Origin of the sequence: Nonomuraea sp. NPDC050786, from assembly GCF_040654115.1 — a bacterium.
Taxonomy (GTDB): Bacteria; Actinomycetota; Actinomycetes; order Streptosporangiales; family Streptosporangiaceae; genus Nonomuraea.
In genome coordinates, this window is sequence record NZ_JBFAHJ010000028.1 from 1 (window position 1) to 19,311 (window position 19,311).

17 protein-coding genes are annotated in these 19,311 nt (G+C 70.3%); 10 read left to right on the forward strand and 7 right to left on the reverse strand.

The genetic code is table 11. From position 1 onward, the window contains the following. Positions 1-310: 310 nt before the first annotated feature. Positions 311-1,717, reverse strand: coding sequence for an MFS transporter (locus tag AB0H84_RS38335; protein ID WP_357615855.1), 1,407 nt, complete (start codon positions 1,715-1,717; stop codon positions 311-313). 186 nt (positions 1,718-1,903) lie between these two features. Here AB0H84_RS38335 and AB0H84_RS38340 point away from each other — a divergent pair, with 186 nt between their 5' ends. Next, a complete protein-coding gene (locus AB0H84_RS38340) occupies positions 1,904-2,599 on the forward strand; it encodes a TetR/AcrR family transcriptional regulator (protein ID WP_357615858.1) in 696 nt (231 codons plus the stop codon). A gap of 127 nt (positions 2,600-2,726) precedes the next feature. Here the strand turns inward: AB0H84_RS38340 and AB0H84_RS38345 are convergent, their stop codons facing one another. The 3 genes from AB0H84_RS38345 to AB0H84_RS38355 form a co-directional block, all read right to left on the reverse strand. After that, positions 2,727-3,647: an alpha/beta hydrolase gene (locus tag AB0H84_RS38345; protein WP_357615861.1), complete on the reverse strand. Its 921-nt coding sequence runs from the start codon at positions 3,645-3,647 to the stop codon at positions 2,727-2,729. A 97-nt stretch (positions 3,648-3,744) separates the two neighbouring features. Beyond that, positions 3,745-4,131 carry a maleylpyruvate isomerase N-terminal domain-containing protein gene (locus AB0H84_RS38350; protein ID WP_357615864.1) on the reverse strand — a complete coding sequence of 129 codons (387 nt, stop codon included), beginning with the start codon at positions 4,129-4,131 and terminating at the stop codon, positions 3,745-3,747. 386 nt (positions 4,132-4,517) lie between these two features. Continuing rightward, positions 4,518-5,525: a WYL domain-containing protein gene (locus tag AB0H84_RS38355; protein WP_357615867.1), complete on the reverse strand. Its 1,008-nt coding sequence runs from the start codon at positions 5,523-5,525 to the stop codon at positions 4,518-4,520. A 103-nt stretch (positions 5,526-5,628) separates the two neighbouring features. Between AB0H84_RS38355 and AB0H84_RS38360 the strand changes: the two genes are divergently transcribed. Both AB0H84_RS38360 and AB0H84_RS38365 read left to right on the forward strand, forming a co-directional pair. Beyond that, positions 5,629-6,474 carry an NAD(P)H-binding protein gene (locus AB0H84_RS38360; protein WP_357615870.1) on the forward strand — a complete coding sequence of 282 codons (846 nt, stop codon included), beginning with the start codon at positions 5,629-5,631 and terminating at the stop codon, positions 6,472-6,474. A 422-nt stretch (positions 6,475-6,896) separates the two neighbouring features. Further along, positions 6,897-7,061, forward strand: a complete 165-nt coding sequence (locus AB0H84_RS38365) for a hypothetical protein (protein WP_357615873.1) — start codon at positions 6,897-6,899, stop codon at positions 7,059-7,061. Positions 7,062-7,116: 55 nt separating this feature from the next. Here AB0H84_RS38365 and AB0H84_RS38370 read toward each other — a convergent pair whose 3' ends face one another. After that, complete coding sequence (locus AB0H84_RS38370; RefSeq protein WP_357615876.1) at positions 7,117-8,343, reverse strand: oxygenase MpaB family protein; 1,227 nt, start codon at positions 8,341-8,343, stop codon at positions 7,117-7,119. A gap of 178 nt (positions 8,344-8,521) precedes the next feature. Here AB0H84_RS38370 and AB0H84_RS38375 point away from each other — a divergent pair, with 178 nt between their 5' ends. Further along, positions 8,522-9,169, forward strand: a complete 648-nt coding sequence (locus AB0H84_RS38375; protein WP_357616279.1) for a helix-turn-helix domain-containing protein — start codon at positions 8,522-8,524, stop codon at positions 9,167-9,169. 358 nt (positions 9,170-9,527) lie between these two features. Here the strand turns inward: AB0H84_RS38375 and AB0H84_RS38380 are convergent, their stop codons facing one another. After that, positions 9,528-10,448, reverse strand: coding sequence for a hypothetical protein (locus AB0H84_RS38380; RefSeq protein ID WP_357615878.1), 921 nt, complete (start codon positions 10,446-10,448; stop codon positions 9,528-9,530). A gap of 103 nt (positions 10,449-10,551) precedes the next feature. Here AB0H84_RS38380 and AB0H84_RS38385 point away from each other — a divergent pair, with 103 nt between their 5' ends. The 4 genes from AB0H84_RS38385 to AB0H84_RS38400 all read left to right on the forward strand — a co-directional run bounded on the left by AB0H84_RS38385 (position 10,552) and on the right by AB0H84_RS38400 (position 14,855). Further along, positions 10,552-11,784: an FAD-dependent oxidoreductase gene (locus tag AB0H84_RS38385; RefSeq protein ID WP_357615881.1), complete on the forward strand. Its 1,233-nt coding sequence runs from the start codon at positions 10,552-10,554 to the stop codon at positions 11,782-11,784. An 80-nt stretch (positions 11,785-11,864) separates the two neighbouring features. After that, positions 11,865-12,569: a DUF3152 domain-containing protein gene (locus AB0H84_RS38390; RefSeq protein ID WP_357615884.1), complete on the forward strand. Its 705-nt coding sequence runs from the start codon at positions 11,865-11,867 to the stop codon at positions 12,567-12,569. A gap of 216 nt (positions 12,570-12,785) precedes the next feature. Continuing rightward, positions 12,786-13,907 carry an MBL fold metallo-hydrolase gene (locus tag AB0H84_RS38395; RefSeq protein ID WP_357615887.1) on the forward strand — a complete coding sequence of 374 codons (1,122 nt, stop codon included), beginning with the start codon at positions 12,786-12,788 and terminating at the stop codon, positions 13,905-13,907. A 33-nt stretch (positions 13,908-13,940) separates the two neighbouring features. Continuing rightward, positions 13,941-14,855 (forward strand): pirin family protein, encoded by a 915-nt coding sequence (locus AB0H84_RS38400; RefSeq protein ID WP_357615890.1) that lies wholly within the window; start codon positions 13,941-13,943, stop codon positions 14,853-14,855. Here the strand turns inward: AB0H84_RS38400 and AB0H84_RS38405 are convergent. After that, the gene (locus tag AB0H84_RS38405; protein WP_357615893.1) at positions 14,852-17,341 is read right to left on the reverse strand and encodes a protein kinase; all 2,490 of its coding nucleotides are present in this window, start codon (positions 17,339-17,341) and stop codon (positions 14,852-14,854) included. The genes AB0H84_RS38400 and AB0H84_RS38405 overlap by 4 nt on opposite strands. 627 nt (positions 17,342-17,968) lie before the next feature. Here AB0H84_RS38405 and AB0H84_RS38410 point away from each other — a divergent pair. Further along, complete coding sequence (locus AB0H84_RS38410; RefSeq protein WP_357615896.1) at positions 17,969-18,949, forward strand: helix-turn-helix domain-containing protein; 981 nt, start codon at positions 17,969-17,971, stop codon at positions 18,947-18,949. A gap of 78 nt (positions 18,950-19,027) precedes the next feature. After that, the gene (locus tag AB0H84_RS38415) at positions 19,028-19,153 is read left to right on the forward strand and encodes a hypothetical protein (RefSeq protein ID WP_357616282.1); all 126 of its coding nucleotides are present in this window, start codon (positions 19,028-19,030) and stop codon (positions 19,151-19,153) included. Positions 19,154-19,311: the final 158 nt, after the last annotated feature.

Consider the following 19,311-nt stretch of genomic DNA (forward strand, 5'->3'; position numbering starts at 1 on the left):
GTCGTGGGGGTTGCCCGGCTGGAACACCCCGCGCGGGCGGGGCCGGCCCTGCGCGGGCCGGCCCGCCGAGCGGCGGCCGAAGAAGTCGAAGAGCCCTACGACCACGAGTGTGACACCGCCAAACGCCGCGCGGTTGATCATCCCGATCCCGGACACGGCAATCGCCACGTTCCGGCCGCCCGCAACATCCGCATTCTTTCGCCAGGAGCACCCGTCGCCAACGGGTACTGCCAAGGCCATGCCTCCGCAACCGTGCGGTTCGGACTCTTCACTCAATGCGGTGCTGCATGTTCACCTGCCTGATTTTCGGTTACGACTGACTGGTGCGCGGCGTGATGCCGAGTGCCGTTGCCGCGCTGACGGCGGCCACGATGGCGATGAACCACCAGCCGTGCTGGAAGGCGGTCAGCAACCGATCGGAGGTGACACTCAGCGACCCGACGACGGCGACCAGAACGGCGACGCCCAGCACGTAGCCGAGCTGGCGGGCGGTGTTCACCACCGCGCTGCCGGTGGCGGACTGGTCCGGCGGCAGATCGACGGCTGCAGAGGCGATCATGCTGGGCAGGGCGAGTCCGATGCCGACGCCGGAAATCATCCAGCCCGGCAGGACCTCGGGGGCGTAGTGCACGGGCGTCGCAGCGGTGGCCAGCACCAGCACCACCCCGCCGGCGAACAGCAGATTGCCCACGGCCACAACGACCCCCACCGGCAACCGCTTGATCAGTCGTTGACTGACGGCGGCGAAAATCGGCACCATGATCGGCCCCGGCACGATGGCGAGCCCGGTTTCGATGGTGTTGAAGTGGGCCGCGTTCTCCAGCCACATGGCGATACTGAGGAACCACGCGCCGAACGCGGTGCAGAACGCCAGTACGGTGGCGTTGGCCCACACGAACGTGGGCACCCGGAACAGGGCGGGCGATACCACCGGATCCGGATGCCGCACCATCCGCACCAGAAACAGGACCAGGCCCGCCACCGCGACGGCGAGGACGCAGAGTGTCGCCGCGCCCGACCACGACCATTCGCTGCTTTTCACCAGACCCAGCGACAGCGCCCCGATCACCACGACCAGCAGCGCCACCCCGAGCAGATCGGGCACCCGCGCCTGCACTCGCTGCCGCAGATCCGGAACCAGGCGCAGGGCTGAGACTCCGGCCACCACACCGACCGGCAGATTGATCAGGAAGATCCAACGCCAGGACGCCTCGACCAGGGCCCCGCCGACCACGGGACCAAAGGCCGCGGAGAAGGAACTCGTGGTGGCCCAGATCTTTACCGCGGCCGGCACCTTCGCCTGCGGCAGCACCGTGATCAACAGCCCGAGGCTCGCCGGGGTGAGGGCGGCGGCACCGATGGCCTGCACGATCCGGAATGCCACCAGCGCCCACAGCGACGGCGCGACTGCGCAGGCCAGACTGGCCGCTGTGAAAATGGCGAGCCCGACCAGGAATCCGGCCTTGCGCCCGAATCGATCCGAGAAACGCCCGGCCGGAATCAACAGTGCCGCATAGACAATCGCGTACCCGTTGAGGACCCAGCTGAGGTCCGCCAGCGAGGAACCCCGGTACGACTCACCGATCTTGGTGAATGCGACGTTCACCACGAACACGTCGAGCATCGCCATGAACGCGGCCGAGCAGAGCACCCACACGATAGCGGTCGAATGATCCCGAGTCAGCCGTGGCGTCGTCGTCTTGGTTATGTCATGCATCAAGCATCTCCTCTTGTCCAGACCGGCCGGCCTTGGCACGGCGAAGCCTCGATAAAACAATACGATCGACCGTATGTTAGCTGTACCGCTCTGATCGAGTCCACTGAGATCTCGGCTCGCTCTGAAGGGCACGGTCGGCACGGTGGCCAGCACCATGGGTCCGACCGACGGCATACGATCGGCTGTATGGTGATATCTGGGCGGCAGACTGCCGGGGAAACCACCGACAGACGTTTGCTGCGCGGCGTGCAGTCGCGGCGCGCCGTGACCCGGCGAGCGGTCGACATCGCCTCGCTGGACGGGCTCGACGGGGTCAGCTTCGGGCGTCTGGCCGAGGATCTCGGCATCAGCAAGGCAGGAATCCAGACCCTGTTCCGGACCAAGGAGGCGCTGCAGATCGCGACCGTGGAAACGGCCCGCGAAGCCTTCGTCGACGCGGTCATCCGGCCCGCTCTGCGGTCCCCCGCGGGCGTCGCACGCATTCGCGCCCTGGTCGATCGGTGGATCGACTACGCCGTACAGCCGCTGTTCCCCGGTGGCTGCTTCTGGGGCGCAAACCTGCCGCAATTCGATAGCCGCCCCGGGCCTGTCCGGGATGCGCTGCATCAGCAACAACGTGCCTGGCACACGACCCTCGCCACGCAGTTCCGGCGCGCCGTCGCGCGCGGCGAGATAGCCGACACCGATCCTGAATCGGCCGCCTTCCAAGTGAGCGCCTTGCTCAACGCCGTCAATCTGGCCGTGCGCCTCGGTGACGACGACCGAGTAGCGATGGCGCGGCACGTGATCGAGGGTTTGCTCGCGCCGTCATCGCGCGATTCGCGGCGCGCCGCCCGGCGGTCATCCGCCACGTCGAGGAAGTCACCGGCAACGTCGCGATGACGTGCCGGTGCTTACCCGTTCACAGCCAGGTACCTAGGCTTCTGCCGCCGTTCTGCAGGGCAGGATGCCAGGCTGGCGCTCCACTGACGAACGCCGGCCGTCATGTTCGTTGTGCCGGAGGCCCGGATCAGCCGAAGAACCGTGCCAGGTACGCGATGACGAGCTCGGGTTGTTCCTCGGGGATGTAGTGGCCGCTGCCGGGCACCTCCACCACTTCGACATCGGTGCCCTTGTCCGGCAGGATCGTCTTGAGGAGCAGGTGGCCGTCCGCCCCGCCGCCCAGGCCCAGCAGCGGAGCGGTGACCTTGCCGTAGGTCTTCTCATCCGCGATGTCCTGCCCGAATGCTCGATACCAGGCGTTGCTCGCGCGGATCGCGTCCGGCGTGCCGTAGGCGTGGGCGTAGATGTCGCGGTCACGGTCGCTGATGGCGGAGGGGTCTTCGATCAGGTAGTCGCACATCCAGTCGATCAGTTCCCGGGACCGGCCGGCGAGCAGCCGTTCCGGCAGGCCCGGTACCTGGTTGAAGGCGAACCACCACAGGAAGCGGCCGGGCGCCGCATGGATGTCACCGTCCACCTGCTGGCGCCCGGGCCGGGGAAGCAGGGAGTGGGCGTAGAAGCGCTCGTCGGGGTGCGCGATGTCCAGCAGCGCGATGCGCCGGGTATGGGCGGGATGGTTGGCGGCGAAGGCGTAGGCGACCATGCCGCCGATGTCGTGGCCCGCGATGTCGACCCGGTCGTGGCCCAAGTGGCGGACGAGTTCGAGGACGTCGGAGGCCATCGTCTTCTTGTCGTACCCATCGCGGGGCTTGCCCGAGCCGCCCATGCCACGCAGGTCGACGGCGATCACCCGGTGCCGTTCGGCCAGCGCCGGCATGATCTTGCGGAACTCCCACCAGGTCTGCGGCCATCCGCCCAGCAGGAGCAGCGGCTCACCCCGCCCGCCCGCCACATAGTGCAGACGGGTCCCGTTGACCTCGGCATGCCTGCTGACGAAGCCGCCATCAAGTGAGCTCGCCAGCTCCGCGTCGGACGGTACTTCTGCCACGATGATGCCTCTCCCTCGGTGTCGATCTCATAGCGCGGTGGCGCCCAGCCAGGTATCGAGCAGTTCGCGGTCACCGGTCACGCGGAAACGCCCCGTGTCACCCGGTGCCAGCCTCCGGTAGGTCAAATGCCAGCCGTTCACCGTCACGCCGCAGCCGGCTCACCGGTTCGGCGATCCAGGAGTAGTGCGGCAGGTTCTCCAGGAACTCCTCGATGCCGTCGGCGGCGATGCCCGCGGCTATGCGGGGAACGCCGCCCAGCGCGAGTTCGGCGTCGGCGAGGTGGACGACCGACTCGACCAGCAGCCGGCGCGGGAAGAAGCGCACGTGCTGGTCGGCCCCGTGGGTCCAGTTGGGCGTGGCGGGGTCCGCGGCGCGGAACGCGCGCAGCGACAGTGTCACGCTCTCAGCCAGCCAGGCCGGATAGGCCGCCGTGTCTCGTGGCAGGTCGAGCGGCACGTCCCTGGACCAGACGCGCTCGGTCACGCGGCGCCGTACCTCTCGCAGTACTGCTCATACGTCAGACGACTCATGAGGACGGAAGCCACCTCTCGATCGCCGGCCTAATCCCGGCGCCGGTCGCGCGGCTTGTTGCGGAATCCATCGCCGGTTTACTGCTCTGACGGCCAGCGAGGATATTCCTTGACACTGGCGTCAAGGTCAAGTGCCATGCTGCCTGCCACGCAGGGAGTGATCTTTCGCGCGAAAGGGCGATGCCGGGACACATGGACCGAGGTCGGCATGAACGTCCGACGATCGCTGGAAGGCGCCGGGGCAGGCGGGGACCGCCTCGAGAACGCGTGTCCACGTTCGCGGGCATGGCCCGCCGGCGCAGCTCCCAGTCGTGATCTTCGGGGCCTGTTGAGTCCGCTTCAGCGCGGGTCGGCGGCGAAGGCGAAGGCCGCGGCTCGCTCCCGCAGCAGGGCGGCGAGCCCGGGAGAGTCGATCACTTCGAAGGGCCATCGCACCCAGAGCAGACCGCCGGCGAGGACCTCGAGACGTACGTCGGCGATGCGCCAGTGTGTCGCCGCCTCACCGGTGGCGGTTGTCGCCGGGGAGAAGTCCGCAGCGAAGCCACCCATGTACGCCTGTACCTGTTCGATCGGGGCGTGGATCAGGATCGTCGCCGTATGTTTGCGAGGCGGAGCGCCGAGCTGGCTGGTGACGAACGCGGCCGGATCGCCTCCGGGGACCTCCTGCGCCTCGAAGCGCACGCCCGTCGCCGATGCTCGCGTGATCCGATCGACGCGCAACACCCGCCACCCACGGTCGAGATCCCGGCACACCAGGAACCAGCGGGTCTCCCGGGGCACCAGGGCGGCAGGCTCGACGTGACGTGAGGACTCCCGCCCGGTGTCGGCGCCATCGGTGTCCATCACGCGCAGCTGGACCCGCTCCGCATCCCGGCACGCCAGCGCCAGGACGGCCAGCACGTCGGCGTTCATCGGAGCCGGATACGCGCCGGCTACCGCGTTCGGCGTGTCGCCGAGGGCGACCGAGGAGCGCAGCGCCCGCACCCGCCGGCGCACCGCCTGGGGCATCACCTGCTCCATCTTGGCCAGAGCGGTGAGCGCGACCTCGCCCCCGCCGGCAGCGCCGTTGGCAGCCGACGAGGCAAGGGCGGCGGCCACGGCGAGCGCCTCATCCGGAGTGAACACCAGCGGCGGCAGGTCGCCGCCCGTGGACAGCCGGTAGCCGCCATCGGGGCCGCGACGTGCCTCGATGTGATAGCCGAGGCCCCGCAGCCGCTCCACGTCCCGCCGGAGTGTGCGGCCCTCGACGCCGAGCCGGTCGGCGAGCTCGCCGCCGCTCCAGGAGCGGCGGGCCTGCAGCAGCTCCAGCAGGCGCAGCGCCCGCTCGGTCGTGGTCTGGTCCGACATCCTCCTCAAGCTAGCCGAAATGCGGGCAGAAAATGACCTAAACCGTCCCTAGGTTGGAGCTCAAGCCGGACCGACCGGCACTACTTACCTAAGGTGCGCCATCTTGACCATCCTTGTCACCGGCGCGACCGGCGCTGTCGGCCGTCACCTCGTCGCCACCCTGCTCGCCCGCGGCGCCGCCGTACGCGCGCTGACCCGCAAGCCCGCTGACGCGGACCTGCCGGCCAAGGTCGAGATCGTCGCCGGTGACCTGGCCGATGCCACCACGCTCGAGTCGCAGGTGTTCGACGATGTCGATCGCGCCTTCGTCTTCCCGGCCCACGGCGTCGACGCATTCCTCACCGGGGCCACAGCGCACGGCGTCCGCCGCTTCACCGTGCTGTCCTCACTGGCTGCCGCGAAGGAGTTCCAGCGCGACCACGGCTCGGCGAGCCAGCTCCACCACAGCGCGGTGGAGACCGCCGTGACCAGCCGCACCGATGCCTGGACGATCCTGCGGCCCGGCACCTTCGCCAACAACCTGCTCTCCTGGGCCTGGCAGATCCGCTCCGGCGCACCCATCCGGGCGCCGTACCTGGCATCGACACAGGCCCCGATCCACGAGTACGACGTCGCCGAGGCCGCCGCCGAGACCCTGCTCTCTGACGACCATCTGGGTGAGGCGATCCCGCTCACCGGCCCGCAAGCCCTCACCCGCTCCGAGCAGGTGGCGATCATCGGCGAGACCCTGGGGCGGGAAATCCCGCTGGTGGAGATCACACCCGAGGAGTTCCGCACCGAGACCGCGCAGTTCATCCCCGAGCCGGTGATGAAGATGCTGCTCGACTACTGGCACGACACCCTCACCGTCCCCGACGTCCCACGTCCCGTCACCGTGGTGACCGGGCGGCCGGGCCGTACTCTGGCGCAGTGGGCCGCCGACCACCGAGCCGACTTCGAAGCCGCCTGACGGGACCAGGCAGACACGATGGTCGGGCAGGAGCCACGAGTACCGCATCCGCCCGGCCAATCGTGAACCGCCAGGACCGAGCGGACAGGGAGAGGTCGCTCAGACCGCGCCGCCGGCCAGGCGCAGGCGGCTGATGAGCTCTGCTGGATCCGCGCCTACCCTGCGGATGTGCCTTCCGCTCTCAAACATCCCCTCATACGCCCTTGGCCATCAGACCGAGAGATCATGCAGCCAGAAGAAGAGCAGGCTCACGCGCATAGCGGGCGGGTTCCCTTTTAGGGCATCACCACGCAGCGGCGGGGGAATGCTCCGGGCATCTGTAGTCCGGCCGGAAAGCCACGCGATCAGCGCGGTCAGCGCGTGTCAGCATTTTTGATCTTATGGGGTCATCGGGGGCCGTGCTCGGCAAGGTTGGTCTGGTCATGACGACCGGAGGGAGGGCGGGGTGCATCGCCCTGGCCGTGGCCAAGAACGGCCCCGAGACGGCTGAGCGCAGGGAACAGGACCTCAGGCAGCGCCTGTCCAGCGCAGAGCAGGCACAACGTTCCCGTCCCGACGACGCTGATCAGCGGAGAGACGGGTGGTGAGCCCGATCACGGCCTCACATGCCACCTCAGCTGGTCGATACCCCCTGGATCGTGATCAGCTGGGCCGGTTGCCCGTCGGAATCACGATCTTGGTTTGTGCCCCCTTGGTGAGGTAGTACGTTGTCCACTTCTTGACCATCTCGTCGAGGAGCCAGGCGGCGGCGGGCACCAGCGGCAGCCCGATCAGACCCTCCCGGAACTGCACCAGCAGCGGCCAAGCGGTCTTGACCACCGGGTCCCACACCGGCTCGCGTCGGATGCCGTTCCAGTCGGCCACCTGGTTGCCGGTGAGGTACCTGGCGAACGCGTTGACGAGAGACTTGTCGATGCCGCCGGGGCTGGTCAGCTCTGCGAGCATGTCCCGCAGGATGGCGTTGAGTTCCACCCCCTCCGGGGTCGGTCCCATGTTCCTGGGCAGGACCAGGTCCGACTGGGTGTAGGAGGAGTCCCAGGTGGCGGGGAGGAACTCGTCCCTGATGCCGAGCATGTGCCCCAGCATCTGCACCGAGTGCAGGTACCCCTCGGCCTCCATGGAGGAGATACGCACCTTCCACTCCCGCATCCCGCGCATGGAGTAGGTCGCCAGGGTGTGCCACGTGACGAGCATGTCCTCCTGGCTGATCGGGATAGGGCCGGACCAGTGGGGAGACGACTTCAGCAGGTGCCGCACCGCCGCGTGCACCAGCCGGGTCTTCACCGCCTCGACCACGGCCGTGCCGCCGGCACCCCAGGCGTGCTGGGGTCTGACCGCGTACGCCAGGATGTTCGTCTTGGCGATCCGGTCTCTCAGATCCGCACCGCCCGCGGAGTAATAGACAGCGCGTGCCTCCTTGGGGATCGCGGTGGCCAGCATCCCGGCGCCGACAATGGTGAGGACGACGATGTAGTTGCCCTTGAGCGCGTGGAACCGCGCCCCGGCATCCAGCAGGGTGGGGTCGGCCCACGACGGCAGCTGACGCGCCTGCTCGATGAAGGCCCGCAGATCCTCCGGCAGTCCCGCGGGCAGGGGCTGGTCGTTGCGGTTCCAGTCGTACAGCAGCCGGTTGACCTCGGGTATGACACCGCGGTCGAGCAGTGAGGCGAGGAGCGGATCGGCCACGTCGTCCCACACCCATCGGGGGTCGGCGCCGCTGCCGGAACCCGCGATCGAACCACTGGCCGGCCAGGTCCAGTCGCCGGACGGGGAGTCCTCCGCCTGGGCCGGAGAGATCATCCCTAACGCACCGAGCGCTCCCATGGCGGTGCCCGAGATCAGTACCTTGCGCCTGCTCAACTCTGCCATGCTCTGCACTCCTTCGAGGTGGGGTCCCGCTCAGGGCATGCGAGAAAGAGGTGATACTGAGAAACAAATCCTGCGTCCGTGTATCATCATCAGAGCACAGTGTGACGAGCATCACAAGACCGCGTTTGAGGCCGAATCCTTACCGGAGGTGATCGTGGAGTCTGTGCTGTCCGGATTCATGGCGCTGTCGGACTCGCATTCGTTGCTGGAGCGTGCCTATTTCGACGCCGTCGAGCGCGTCGACGACAGCGACGAGCTACGGACGCGCATCCTTGACGCGGCGTACGAGCAGTTCTGCCGGATGGGCATCAGGCGCTCCACCATGGAGGACGTCGCCCGGCTGGCGAAGGTGTCGCGGATCACGGTCTACCGGCGGTTCGACACAAAAGACACGCTGATCGAACACGTGGTGCGCCGGGAGTTCCGCCGCTATTTCGACCAGTTCCTCATCGACATAGAACAGGCCGACACCGCTGCCGACAGGGTGGTGCTGGGCTTCGTGAGCTCACTGCGGGCAATCCGCGGCAACCCGCTGATCGGCGGACTCATCGCCACGGAACCGGACCTGCTGGTCCCCTCCATGACAGCTGACGGAGGCCAGACCCTCGCCACCGTGCGGCATTTCGTCGCCGGCCAGCTCCGCAGCGAGCAACGCGCAGGCAACGTGTCGAGCAGCCTTGACGTCGACCTCGTGGCCGAGATGATGGTGCGGATCTCCACCTCTTTCCTGACGATCCCCAGTGCCCTCATCAATCTGGATGACGACGAGCAACTGGCCGCGGTGGCCCGGCGATTCCTCCTGCCCATGCTGGAGCCACCAGCCTGAGCTGCAGTCTCGCGCCGGCTTCGCGGCTTCCACCCGCCCGTCCTGGCAGTCACTCTCGGGTCACTCGATGCCATTCATGCTCTTGTCTTCCGGATCGACGCGCGATGCACGACGCGCGAGCGGGAAGACGCGACCCATCCAGGGGTGGCGCACCTCTCACCAATCCAGATCGGCGCCATTGACCAGCAAGAATGCGCTGACACCCGCACCATCGCCGACATGATTCCGCGCAGGAGGAGACCGCCTGGCGGCGGTGAGTCGAAGAGCCCTGCGACCACAAGTGTGACACCGCCAGACGCCGCGCGCTTGATCATCCGATCCCCGACACGGCGACCGCCACCTTCCGCCCGCAATGCGATCACAACGGCACGATGAGAGCCTGAGCGCGGCCCGCGGGAAAGGCCCACACGTGCTTGCCGGCCGCGATCATCAGCGCGAGCGGCGCCTTCAGCCCCAGCCGGATCACGCGGACGGCGGCGCCGACGACCGGGGGAAGCGCGAACAGGTCACGTCCCCCGCCGGCCAGCACGCCGTTCGCGCAGCCCAGGAAGGGCACCGGCCCCGCCGGAGCGCCCACGAACCGCCGCGGCTCGCCCGACCAGGCGGAGACCCGCAGCAGCCCGCCCGCCACGCTGATCCACAGCGAGCCCGCGCACACGACCATGCCGCCGCGCTCGCGGGTCCCGACCTCCACCTCCCTGGGGCCGCCGCGCAGCACGGTGTCGCGTTTCGACGTCCACCACAGGCGCTCCCCCTCGACCGCGCACAGGTCCAGGCCGGGTAAGTCCACCGGGTCGCCGAGGTGGCCCGGCTCGATGAGCCTGCGCGCCCGATCGGCGCCCACGGCCCAGATCTCCCCGCCGCCCGCGAGCACCCGGCCCTCGAAGCGCGCGCTGGCGATCGGCGCGCCGCGCTGGTCGAACCAGTACACCCGATCGGCCGAGGCCCCCGCCAGGCAGCCCTGCGGCAGGGAGTCCGGGGGCAAGGAGCCCACGAGCGGCGGCGCGGCGAACGTCCTCGGCACCACCACGGTCCCCGCCAGCGCCCCGGGGACGCCCGCCGTCCCGGCCACCGTGGCCGGCACCGCGGCCAGCGACCGCAACTCCGGCAGCGACCGTAACCCCGGGAGCGCGCCGGCCTCGTCCGCGGCCTCGAGCGGCGTTCCGGACGTCGTGTACGCCCGCACCCCGCCGCTCCCCGCGCACCAGACCAAGGCGCCGTCCGACGCGGCCGCCAGGACAGGGCTCGGCAGGTCGATCCTCGTGACGGCGACGTCCATGCGCCGACCATAACCGCCCGCGATCCGAGCACCGGACAGGGGTGCCCGGACACGGGGGCAGCCCGGCATCAGCCGAGGTCAGCAAGGCTGAGATCATTGACGCATGCGTGTTGTGGTGATCGGGAGCGGCATCGTCGGAGCCAGCGCCGCCTACTATCTGAGCCGGCGCGGCGCGGCGGTGACCGTGGTGGACGGTGGGTACACGGGCGAGGCGACCCACGCGGGGGCGGGCATCGTGTGCCCGTGGGTGGACCACCCGGAGGACGACGACTGGTACCGGCTCACCCGTGAGGGCGCCCGCCACTACCCCGGGCTGGTGGAGGAGCTGGGTGAGGACATCGGCTACGCCACGGTGGGCGCCCTGCTGGTGGCCGAGGACCCGGTCGATCTGGAGCCGGTGCGCGCCCTGCTGCGCCGCCGCTATCCCGGCGCGCCGGAGATGGGCGAGGTCACCGACGTGGCGACGCCGTCCGAGTTGTTCCCGCCGCTGTCCGACACCCTGAGCGCGCTGCTCGTGCCGGGCGCCGCCCGGGTGGACGGGTGCTCGGTGCGCGACGCGCTGCTGCGGGCCGCCGTCGCGCACGGCGCGGAGGTCCGTACGGGCGCCGCCGCCCTCACCCCGGCCGGCGAGGTCGTCCTGCACGCCATCGCCCGCGAGCCCGTCGCGGCGAGCGCGCCGGCCGCGCCCGTGCCCCCGGAGCCCGCCCCCGGGGAGGTCGCCGGGCAGGGCGGGTCCTGGCGGCAGGGCGCGCCGCTCGCGCCCGCGGAGCCGCAGGGTCCGGTGTCCACGAGAGCCCCGCGGTTCGCGGACGAGGGCGTGCGGCTCGAGGCCGACAGCGTGATCGTGGCCGCCGGGGCGTGGACGGGCCAGGTGTGCCGGCCCCTGGGCGTGGAGCTGCCGGTCTTCCCCAGGCGGGGGCAGATCCTGCACGTCACCATGGAGGGCGTCGACACCGCGTGGTGGCCGATGGTGCTGCCGAGGGTCGGCCCGTACCTGCTGGGCTTCCCCGACTCGCGCGTCGTCGTCGGCGCGACCGTGGAGGACGTGGGGTTCGCGCCGCGCGTCACCATGGGCGGGCTCGACGAGGTGATCTCGGCGGGGCTGCGGGTGGCGCCCGGGCTGTTCGCGGCGACGGTGGCGGAGGCCAGGGTCGGCCTGCGCCCCGTGTACGCCCCCGGCCGGGCCCTCATCGGGCGGCTGACCGGGCGCGTGGTGGTGGCGACGGGCCTGAGCGCGTACGGGCTGACGGCGGGCCCGTTCACCGGTGAGATCGCCGCCTCGCTCGCCCTCGGCGAGGAGCCGCCCATCGACATCACGCCGTACGCCCCCGCCTGAGGCGGGCACCTGCCGGAAACGCAGCAAGCGGCCACGTATCATCGGATTCCTCCCCACCGTGCACCTGTGGGGAGGCCGCGTTGCCGCTGCTCGCGCTCTTGATGCTGCTCCTGTTCGCGTCCGCGTGCGCGGCCGCGCCTCCAGCGCCCCCGCCGCCGCCGGTGCCTCCGCCGCCGCCCAAGCCCTCTCCCGTCCCCCGGAAGCGTCCCGCCGAGCGGCCGGCCGAGGAGGTGAAGGTCCCGTACGAGGCCTCGGGCGTCTACCGGGTCGTGCCCGGCCACGCGTCTCCCAGGCCGGGGCATGGGGAGGTGGTGCGGTACCTGGTCGAGGTGGAGCGCGGCCTGCCGTTCGACCCGGACGCGTTCGCCGCCCAGGTGCATCGCACGCTCAACGACGTACGCGGCTGGGCGCGCTTCGAGCGCGTCGACCACGGCCCGGTGCAGGTCCGCGTCGCGCTGACCAGCCCCGGGCTCACCGTCCGCCAGTGCGCTCCGCTCCGTACGGGCGGCGAGCTGTCCTGCTGGAACGGCGAGCGCTCGATCATCAACGCCCTGCGCTGGGCGAAGGGCGTCCCGCAGTACGGCGGCGATCTCGCCGCGTACCGGAACTATCTGATCAGCCACGAGGTCGGCCACAGCCTGGGCCACGAGCACAGCTCCTGCCCGGGACCCGGGCGACTGGCCCCGGTCATGACCCAGCAGTCGAAGTCGCTGGGCCGCTGCCGCCCCAACCCGTGGCCCTTCCCCGAGCGCGGACCGGGCGAGAAGGAGGATCGGCCACAATGACCCGGCGCCTGCGTGTCGCGGGCAGGGGCTGCCGTCGGGCGCCGGGGCGACGAGCGGTAGTTTCATCGGCCGGAACAGGTCGCCGCTCCGGCATCGCCGTTCGGCGGCGCACCATCAACGCGGTATGACCTATCGCGATATATCGTACAGACGGGAACACTGGGGAATCCCGTTCGGTTGGGCGGGATGGACAGACTTTTCAGGGGAGAGTGGGCGATGGCAGGAATGCGGACGGCACGGCGGATCCTCGTGGGTGGCGCGGCCCTGGCAGCGGCGGGCTGGGCTGTGCGCGATGTCCCCGCCGAGCTGGGCGTGCGGCCTCTGACCTCGGGGCCGGACCGGGTGGCGAGGATGCGGCGCTCGCCGCAGTTCAGGGACGGCACGTTCTTCAACCCGATGCCGGAGCCCACCAACCTGATGACCACTCCGCCCGCCGGCCTGCTCGGCGAGCTGGCCAGGAACAAGGAGCAGCGCCGTCCCGGCGGTCCCGTCCCGCTCCGCGTCCCGCCGTCCGACGCGCCGCCCGCCGACGGCCTGCGCGTGGTCTGGTACGGCCACGCCTCCACGCTGGTGGAGATCGAGGGCAAGCGGGTGCTGTTCGACCCGGTGTGGAGCAAGCGGCCCTCCCCGTCGCAGCTGGTCGGCCCCAAGCGGCACCACCCGGTGCCCATCGAGATCCGCGAGCTGCCGCAGATCGACGCGATCGCGATCTCGCACGACCACTACGACCACCTGGACCTGGCGACCGTGCGCTCGCTGCTCGGGACGCAGAAGGCCCCCTTCCTGGTGCCGCTGGGCATCGGGGCGCACCTCGAGCGGTGGGGCGTGCCGGCGTACCGGATCATCGAGCTCGACTGGGAGGAGGAGGCCCAGGTGGCGGGGCTGCGCTTCGTCGCCACGGCGGCCCGGCACTTCTCCGGCCGCTCCTTGACCCGCAATGACACGTTGTGGGGGTCCTGGGTGGTGGCCGGGGCGAACAAGCGGGTCTTCTACGCGGGCGACTCCGGCTATTTCGAGGGTTACCGGGGGATCGGGTCGGAGCACGGGCCGTTCGACCTGACGCTGATGCCGATCGGCGCGTACAGCCCCGCCTGGCCGGACATCCACATGAACCCGGAGGAGGCCGTCAACGCCCACCTCGATCTGGGCGGTCAGCTGCTGCTGCCCGTGCACTGGGCGACGTTCACGCTCGCGCTGCACCCGTGGGCGGAGCCGGTGGAGCGGTTGTGGCGGGAGGCCAAGGCGCGGGACGTCAAGATCGTCGTACCGCGTCCCGGCGAGGCCGTGGACACCTCCGCCGCCCAGGTGGTGGAGGGCTGGTGGGAGACCCTCAGCTGAGGCCGGCCTCCCGCGTGGCCGTACAGTCTTGGGGTGAGCAACCTGGAGCTTGACCCGCGGGAGATCCGCTGCGGCGCCGACGCCGGCGCGGACAGCGAGATCCTGGAGGGGCGCGCGGTGCCGCTCGGCGGGCCGCGCGCGATGACGGTGAGCAGGACCCTGCCGGGCGCGCACCGGCGCATGATCGGCGCGTGGTGCTTCGTCGACGCCTACGGGCCGGAGCGGGCGACGATGCGGGTGCCGCCGCACCCGCACACCGGCCTGCAGACCGTGAGCTGGCTCGTCGCGGGCGAGGTGCTGCACCGCGACAGCCTGGGCACCCTGCAGGAGATCCGCCCCGGGCAGCTCAACCTCATGACCGCCGGTCGCGGCATCTCGCATTCGGAGGAGTCGCCGGAGACGGTGCTGCACGGGGTGCAGCTGTGGGTGGCGCTGCCCGGCGAGCACCGGCACACCGGGCCCGCGTTCGAGCACCATCCGGTGCTGCCCGTGCTGGCGGGGCCTGGCTTCGAGGCGACCGTGATCATGGGGTCGCTCGGCGGGGTCTCCTCCCCCGCCACCGCGTTCAGCCCGCTGGTGGGTGCCGAGATCGCGGTGGACGACGCGTGCGAGGTGCCGCTCTCGCCCGGGTTCGAGCACGGGGTGCTGCTGCTCGACGGCGCGGTCGAGCAGGTGACGCCCGGGTCGCTGACGTACCTGCCGCCGGGGCGGTCCGGGCTGCGGCTGTCGGGGCGCGGGCGGGTGCTGCTGATCGGCGGGGAGCCGTTCGGCGAGGAGATCGTCATGTGGTGGAACTTCGTGGGCCGCTCCCACGAGGAGATCGCCGCGTTCAGGAAGGACTGGATGGAGGGCGAGGGGTTCGGCTCCGTCGAGGGGTTCGACGGGGCGCCGCTCCCCGCGCCCGTCCTGCCCGCCACCCGGCTGAAGCCGCGCGGGCGGGTGCGTTAGCTCCGGTACGTGTAGATGACGCCGAGGTCGGCGGCCCCGACCGGGACCTGGGCCAGCAGGCGCACCATCCTGCCGGTGAAGCCGATCACCTGGATCTGCTGCCCGCCCGTGGTGTCCGAGGTCGTCCAGCAGACCAGGTGATCGTCGTCGAACCAGGTGGCCAGGCCGCCGCACGACGACTCGATCCGCTTGACCTCGGCGCCGGTCCGCGCGTCGTACACGCAGTTGTTGCCGCTGGTCAGGCCGGGGCAGTCGGTGACGAACAGCGTGCCCGACGGGGAGAACAGCGCGTCGGCGTAGCCGGCGCCCACGTTCGGGATGCGGCGGACGCGCGTGCCGGTGGCGTCGAAGAAGCGCAGGGCCTGCTGGTCGGTGTCGTTCGACATGGCGACCACGCCGGTGTCCGCGCCGTCGAAGCCGTACCTGATGTTCTTCAGCGAGCCCTCCCTGAGGGAGGCGACCGTGGCCTTCCTGGTGGTGACGTCCAGGATGGCGAAGCCGGTCGACTGCCAGACCTCCTGGACCGGTTTGCCGACGTTGAGCAGCAGGCGGGTGCTGTCGCGCGACCAGGCCTGGATGTACGCGCTGAGCGGCTGCTTCGAGGTCCTGACCGAGAACTTCTCGCCTGTCGTCTTGTCGGTGATCTCCACGTTGTCGTAGAAGTCGATGAAGCTCTTGCCGCGCTTGGCGAGGTAGCGGCCGTCGGGCGAGAGCATGGCCTCCAGCTGGTCCGGATATTTCGTGAATCCTCCGGTCAGGGAGTCGCGGGCGTAGTACACCCACTCCTTGGTCTTGGCGTTCCGCACCGAGTACGTCGTGAGCCTGACCGGGTCGCCGGGGCTCTCGTAGAACGTGGCGGCGGTGCCGGGGAGCCTGATCGGGGTGAGGTCCGCGGTCGGGACCGGGGAGGTGGTGGGGCTGGGGGACGCCGTGGTGGTGGCGGGTGTGGGGAGGGTGGACTGCTTCCTGGCCGGCAGGTTGATGACGGTGACCACGAGGAGAACGACGGCCGCCACCAGGGCCACGACTGCGATAGCGCCGCCGATCAGCCAGTTCTTCCTGCTGGACGGGGGTGGAGGCGGGGGGCCGTACGGCGTGGGCCGGGGTGACGTGCCCGGTTGCGGGTAGGCCGCGCCAGGCTCGAAGACCGGGCGGCCGCTGGGAGGCGGCGGCTGGTCGCTTCCCAGCGGCCGGTACTGGGCCTGCGGCGGCTGAGGGTAAGGGTAAGGGGGTTGGCCTGGCCACGGCTGCGGGCCGGAGCCGGGAGCGGAGGGCTGCCCGGGCCGCGGCTCCGGGTCGGAGCCCTGGGCGGAGGGCTGCCCGGGCCGCGGCTCCGGACCAGAGCCCTGGGCGGAGGGCCGGCCGGGCCACCGCTGCGGACCGGAGCCCCCGGGCTGCTCCACGCCGGGCGGCTGCCACTGAGGCCCGCTCCCGGCCTGCGGTGCGCCACCCGCCGGAGGCGGGCCACCCACGGGAGACGCGCCTCCGGCCGGAGAAACGCCACCGGCCGGAGGCGCGGAGCTCGCCGAAGGCACGGCACCCGCCGCAGACACGCCACCCGCCGCAGACACGCCACCCGCCGAAGGCGCGGCACCCGCCGGAGGTGGGCCTGGAGGGGTGCCGCCGACCGTGGTGGCCGCGTGGTGGAGGCCGGCCGGGATCGGGGCCGGGTGCTCCAGGAGGCGGTGGATCACCTGCTCGGCCGTCGGGCGGCGGGCGGGGTCCTTCGAGAGGCAGGCCGCGGCCAGTTCGCGCAGCGTGCCCGAGAGCCGTGCCAGGTCAGGCTCGCCGTTCAGCACCCGCTGCACGGTCGCCGGCACCGTCTCCGCCTGGAACGGCCCCGTCCCCCCGGCCGCGAAGGCGATCGTGCTCGCCCAGGCGAACATGTCGGCCGCCGGCCCGATGACATCACCGAGGAGTTGCTCGGGCGCCAGGGACAGGGAGCCGCTCACGGGCACGGTCGCCGGGCCGGAGGTGGCGTCGAGCACGGGGGCGAGCGCGGTGGCGATGCCGAACCCGATCACCCGGGGCCCTTCGCTGCCCAGCAGCACGTTGCCGGGGTGGAAGTCGCGGTGGACGATGCCGGCCTGGTGGATCGCCGCGAGCGCGGTGGCGGTGCCGATGGCCAGCCGGTGGAGCGCGGCCCCGGTGCGCGGCCCCTCCTCGCGCACGGCGCGCAGCAGCGTCGGCCCGTCGACGTACTCGCTGACGATGTAGGGACGTCCCTGGTGCACGCCGGTGTCCAGCACCTTCGCGGTGCAGAACGGCGCCACCCGCTGCGCCGCCGCCGCTTCCCCGGCCAACCGCTCCGCAGCCGCCTCGTCACCGGCCAGCTCGGGACGCAGCCATTTGACGGCCGCCCGTCTCCCCTGCTCGTCCACGCCGAGGTAGACGACGCCCTGCACGCCCTCTCCCAGCCGCCCCCGGATCTCGTAGCCCCCGAGACCGGCCGGGTCCCCTGCTCTGAGCTCAGTTATCGACGGCATACGCGAATTATGACCCGCTAATCTTGCAAAGCGCTTTCATGAAGAGGCTGTGTGTGCCACTCCGTTCAGCGCCAGTACATCCAGCAGCAGACCAGCCCGTCTGAGCAGGTGGACGCCGATACGCATGGCGGCGAACCGCGCCCATCCGAGCCCGCAGCACTTCGCATGGAGCTGCCGGATGTCGCTACCGCCCCGGAACCGCGAGCCCATCCATCTGATCTTTGCCGAACGCATAAGAGCCACTCAGCCGCAGCCGGACATGACATGTGCCATGACAACAAGGATTTTCAGGCCCGCATCGGCCGCCATGTCCCGCCACGATGAATTGACTTCTCCAGAAAATGCCGGATACGGCTGTGCCGGTCAAACGTTTGCACACTGGCGCAATATGGCAGTTCACCCGGCCCGCCCGGCCCGGCAACGGAGACCGGCACGCCTCCGCCGCCCCCGTACCCCTGAACCACCCTGATCGCCCACCGCACGTCCTTGCCGCAGCACCCACATCATGCCCGCTGACGTGCGCGTAGAGGACAGATCCGACGTATCCGGACGAAGAGTCAAACCATTCCGCCCGAACGGTAGTCGAAGGGTGAGGAGATCCGCTCGAACGAGACAAGGGGGCAGGAAGTGCTGCGAATTCACTTCACCAGTCAGGATTTACGGCGGATTACTTTGGCCGAGGACACCGACCCGTTATGGGACGTGCTGCTGAGCTTGCATGTGCTGCAGGAAGGGCGGGATCTGATTTACGGGGAGTGGTGGCGGCGGACGCGGCAGGTGAAAGTCGCTGATATGCGGCTGTTGCTGTCATTGACGCCACCCCAGGGATATTCACCGGACTTCCTCACGCCGGGGCGCGGGGGCGTCGCGCTGGAGGAGCAGCTGGACCATCTGATGTCCACACCGACGCCACGGTTCCGCGAGGAGCTGAGCTATTTCAGTGACAAGCAGCCGAACGCCTCGTCGATCAGGGCGCTGCTGGACGGCGGCGCTCCGATGCTCGACCGCTTGGTCAACGCCATCACCAGATATCACCGTGCCGGAATAGCTCCATACAAACGCATGTTGCGGCCACACCTGCAAACCGACCGTGACCGGCGGCTGCAGGCACTCGCCGACGGCGGCGTCGATCGCCTGCTGGGCAATCTCCATCCTGACGTGGTGTGGGATCCACCGGTCCTGCGCGTGCTCGACTACGTCGAACACGACGTACATCTTGAGGGGCGCGGGATCGTTCTCCTTCCGTCGGCGTTCTGCCGCCGCCACCCGATCACGCTGCGGGACACCGACCTGCCGCCCGTGCTGGTTCTCCCCGTACAGCCTCCGGTCGGCTGGCTGCCTCGGGTACGGGCGGACGGCACGACGGAAGACGAGCCCGTCGTGGCTCTGCTCGGGCGGACGCGCACGTACGTCCTGGAGGAGACCGCCCGGCCCACGACCACGACGGAGCTGGCTCGCCGCCTCGGCATCTCGCTGCCCATGGCGAGCCGGCACACGACCGTGCTGCGCAATGCCGGCCTGGTCGTCTCCAAGCGCAAAGGCAACACGATCTTCCATCACATCACCGCTCTCGGCAGGGCGCTGCTCAACGGGCGGCCGTTCACCTGAACGCCTCCGAGCTTCAACGGGTCACCATTCCGGCAGTAGAACATCCGCAACTGGCTGTAGCGTGCGCCGTGGACCGACATCGACGCTTACCCGGAAAGGTGCACGAGGGGCGCGACGGTCGCCACGGAACAGCCGCAGGACAATGTCCGGGCGCTCTTCGACCCGGCCGGCCACCCGTTCTGCCTGTGCCGCGACGACGGCTGATCGCGCGACCGCTCATCGCCAGAGCCTGGCATGGCGGCCGCTGGATGTGATCGTCGCGATGCCATGCGCGGGTGTCGCGGACCTGCCCTGTGCGCTGAGGGGACGAGCCGCGCCGGGAAGCGGCGAACCGGCGGGGATGGTCAGGCGGGCAGCGGCTG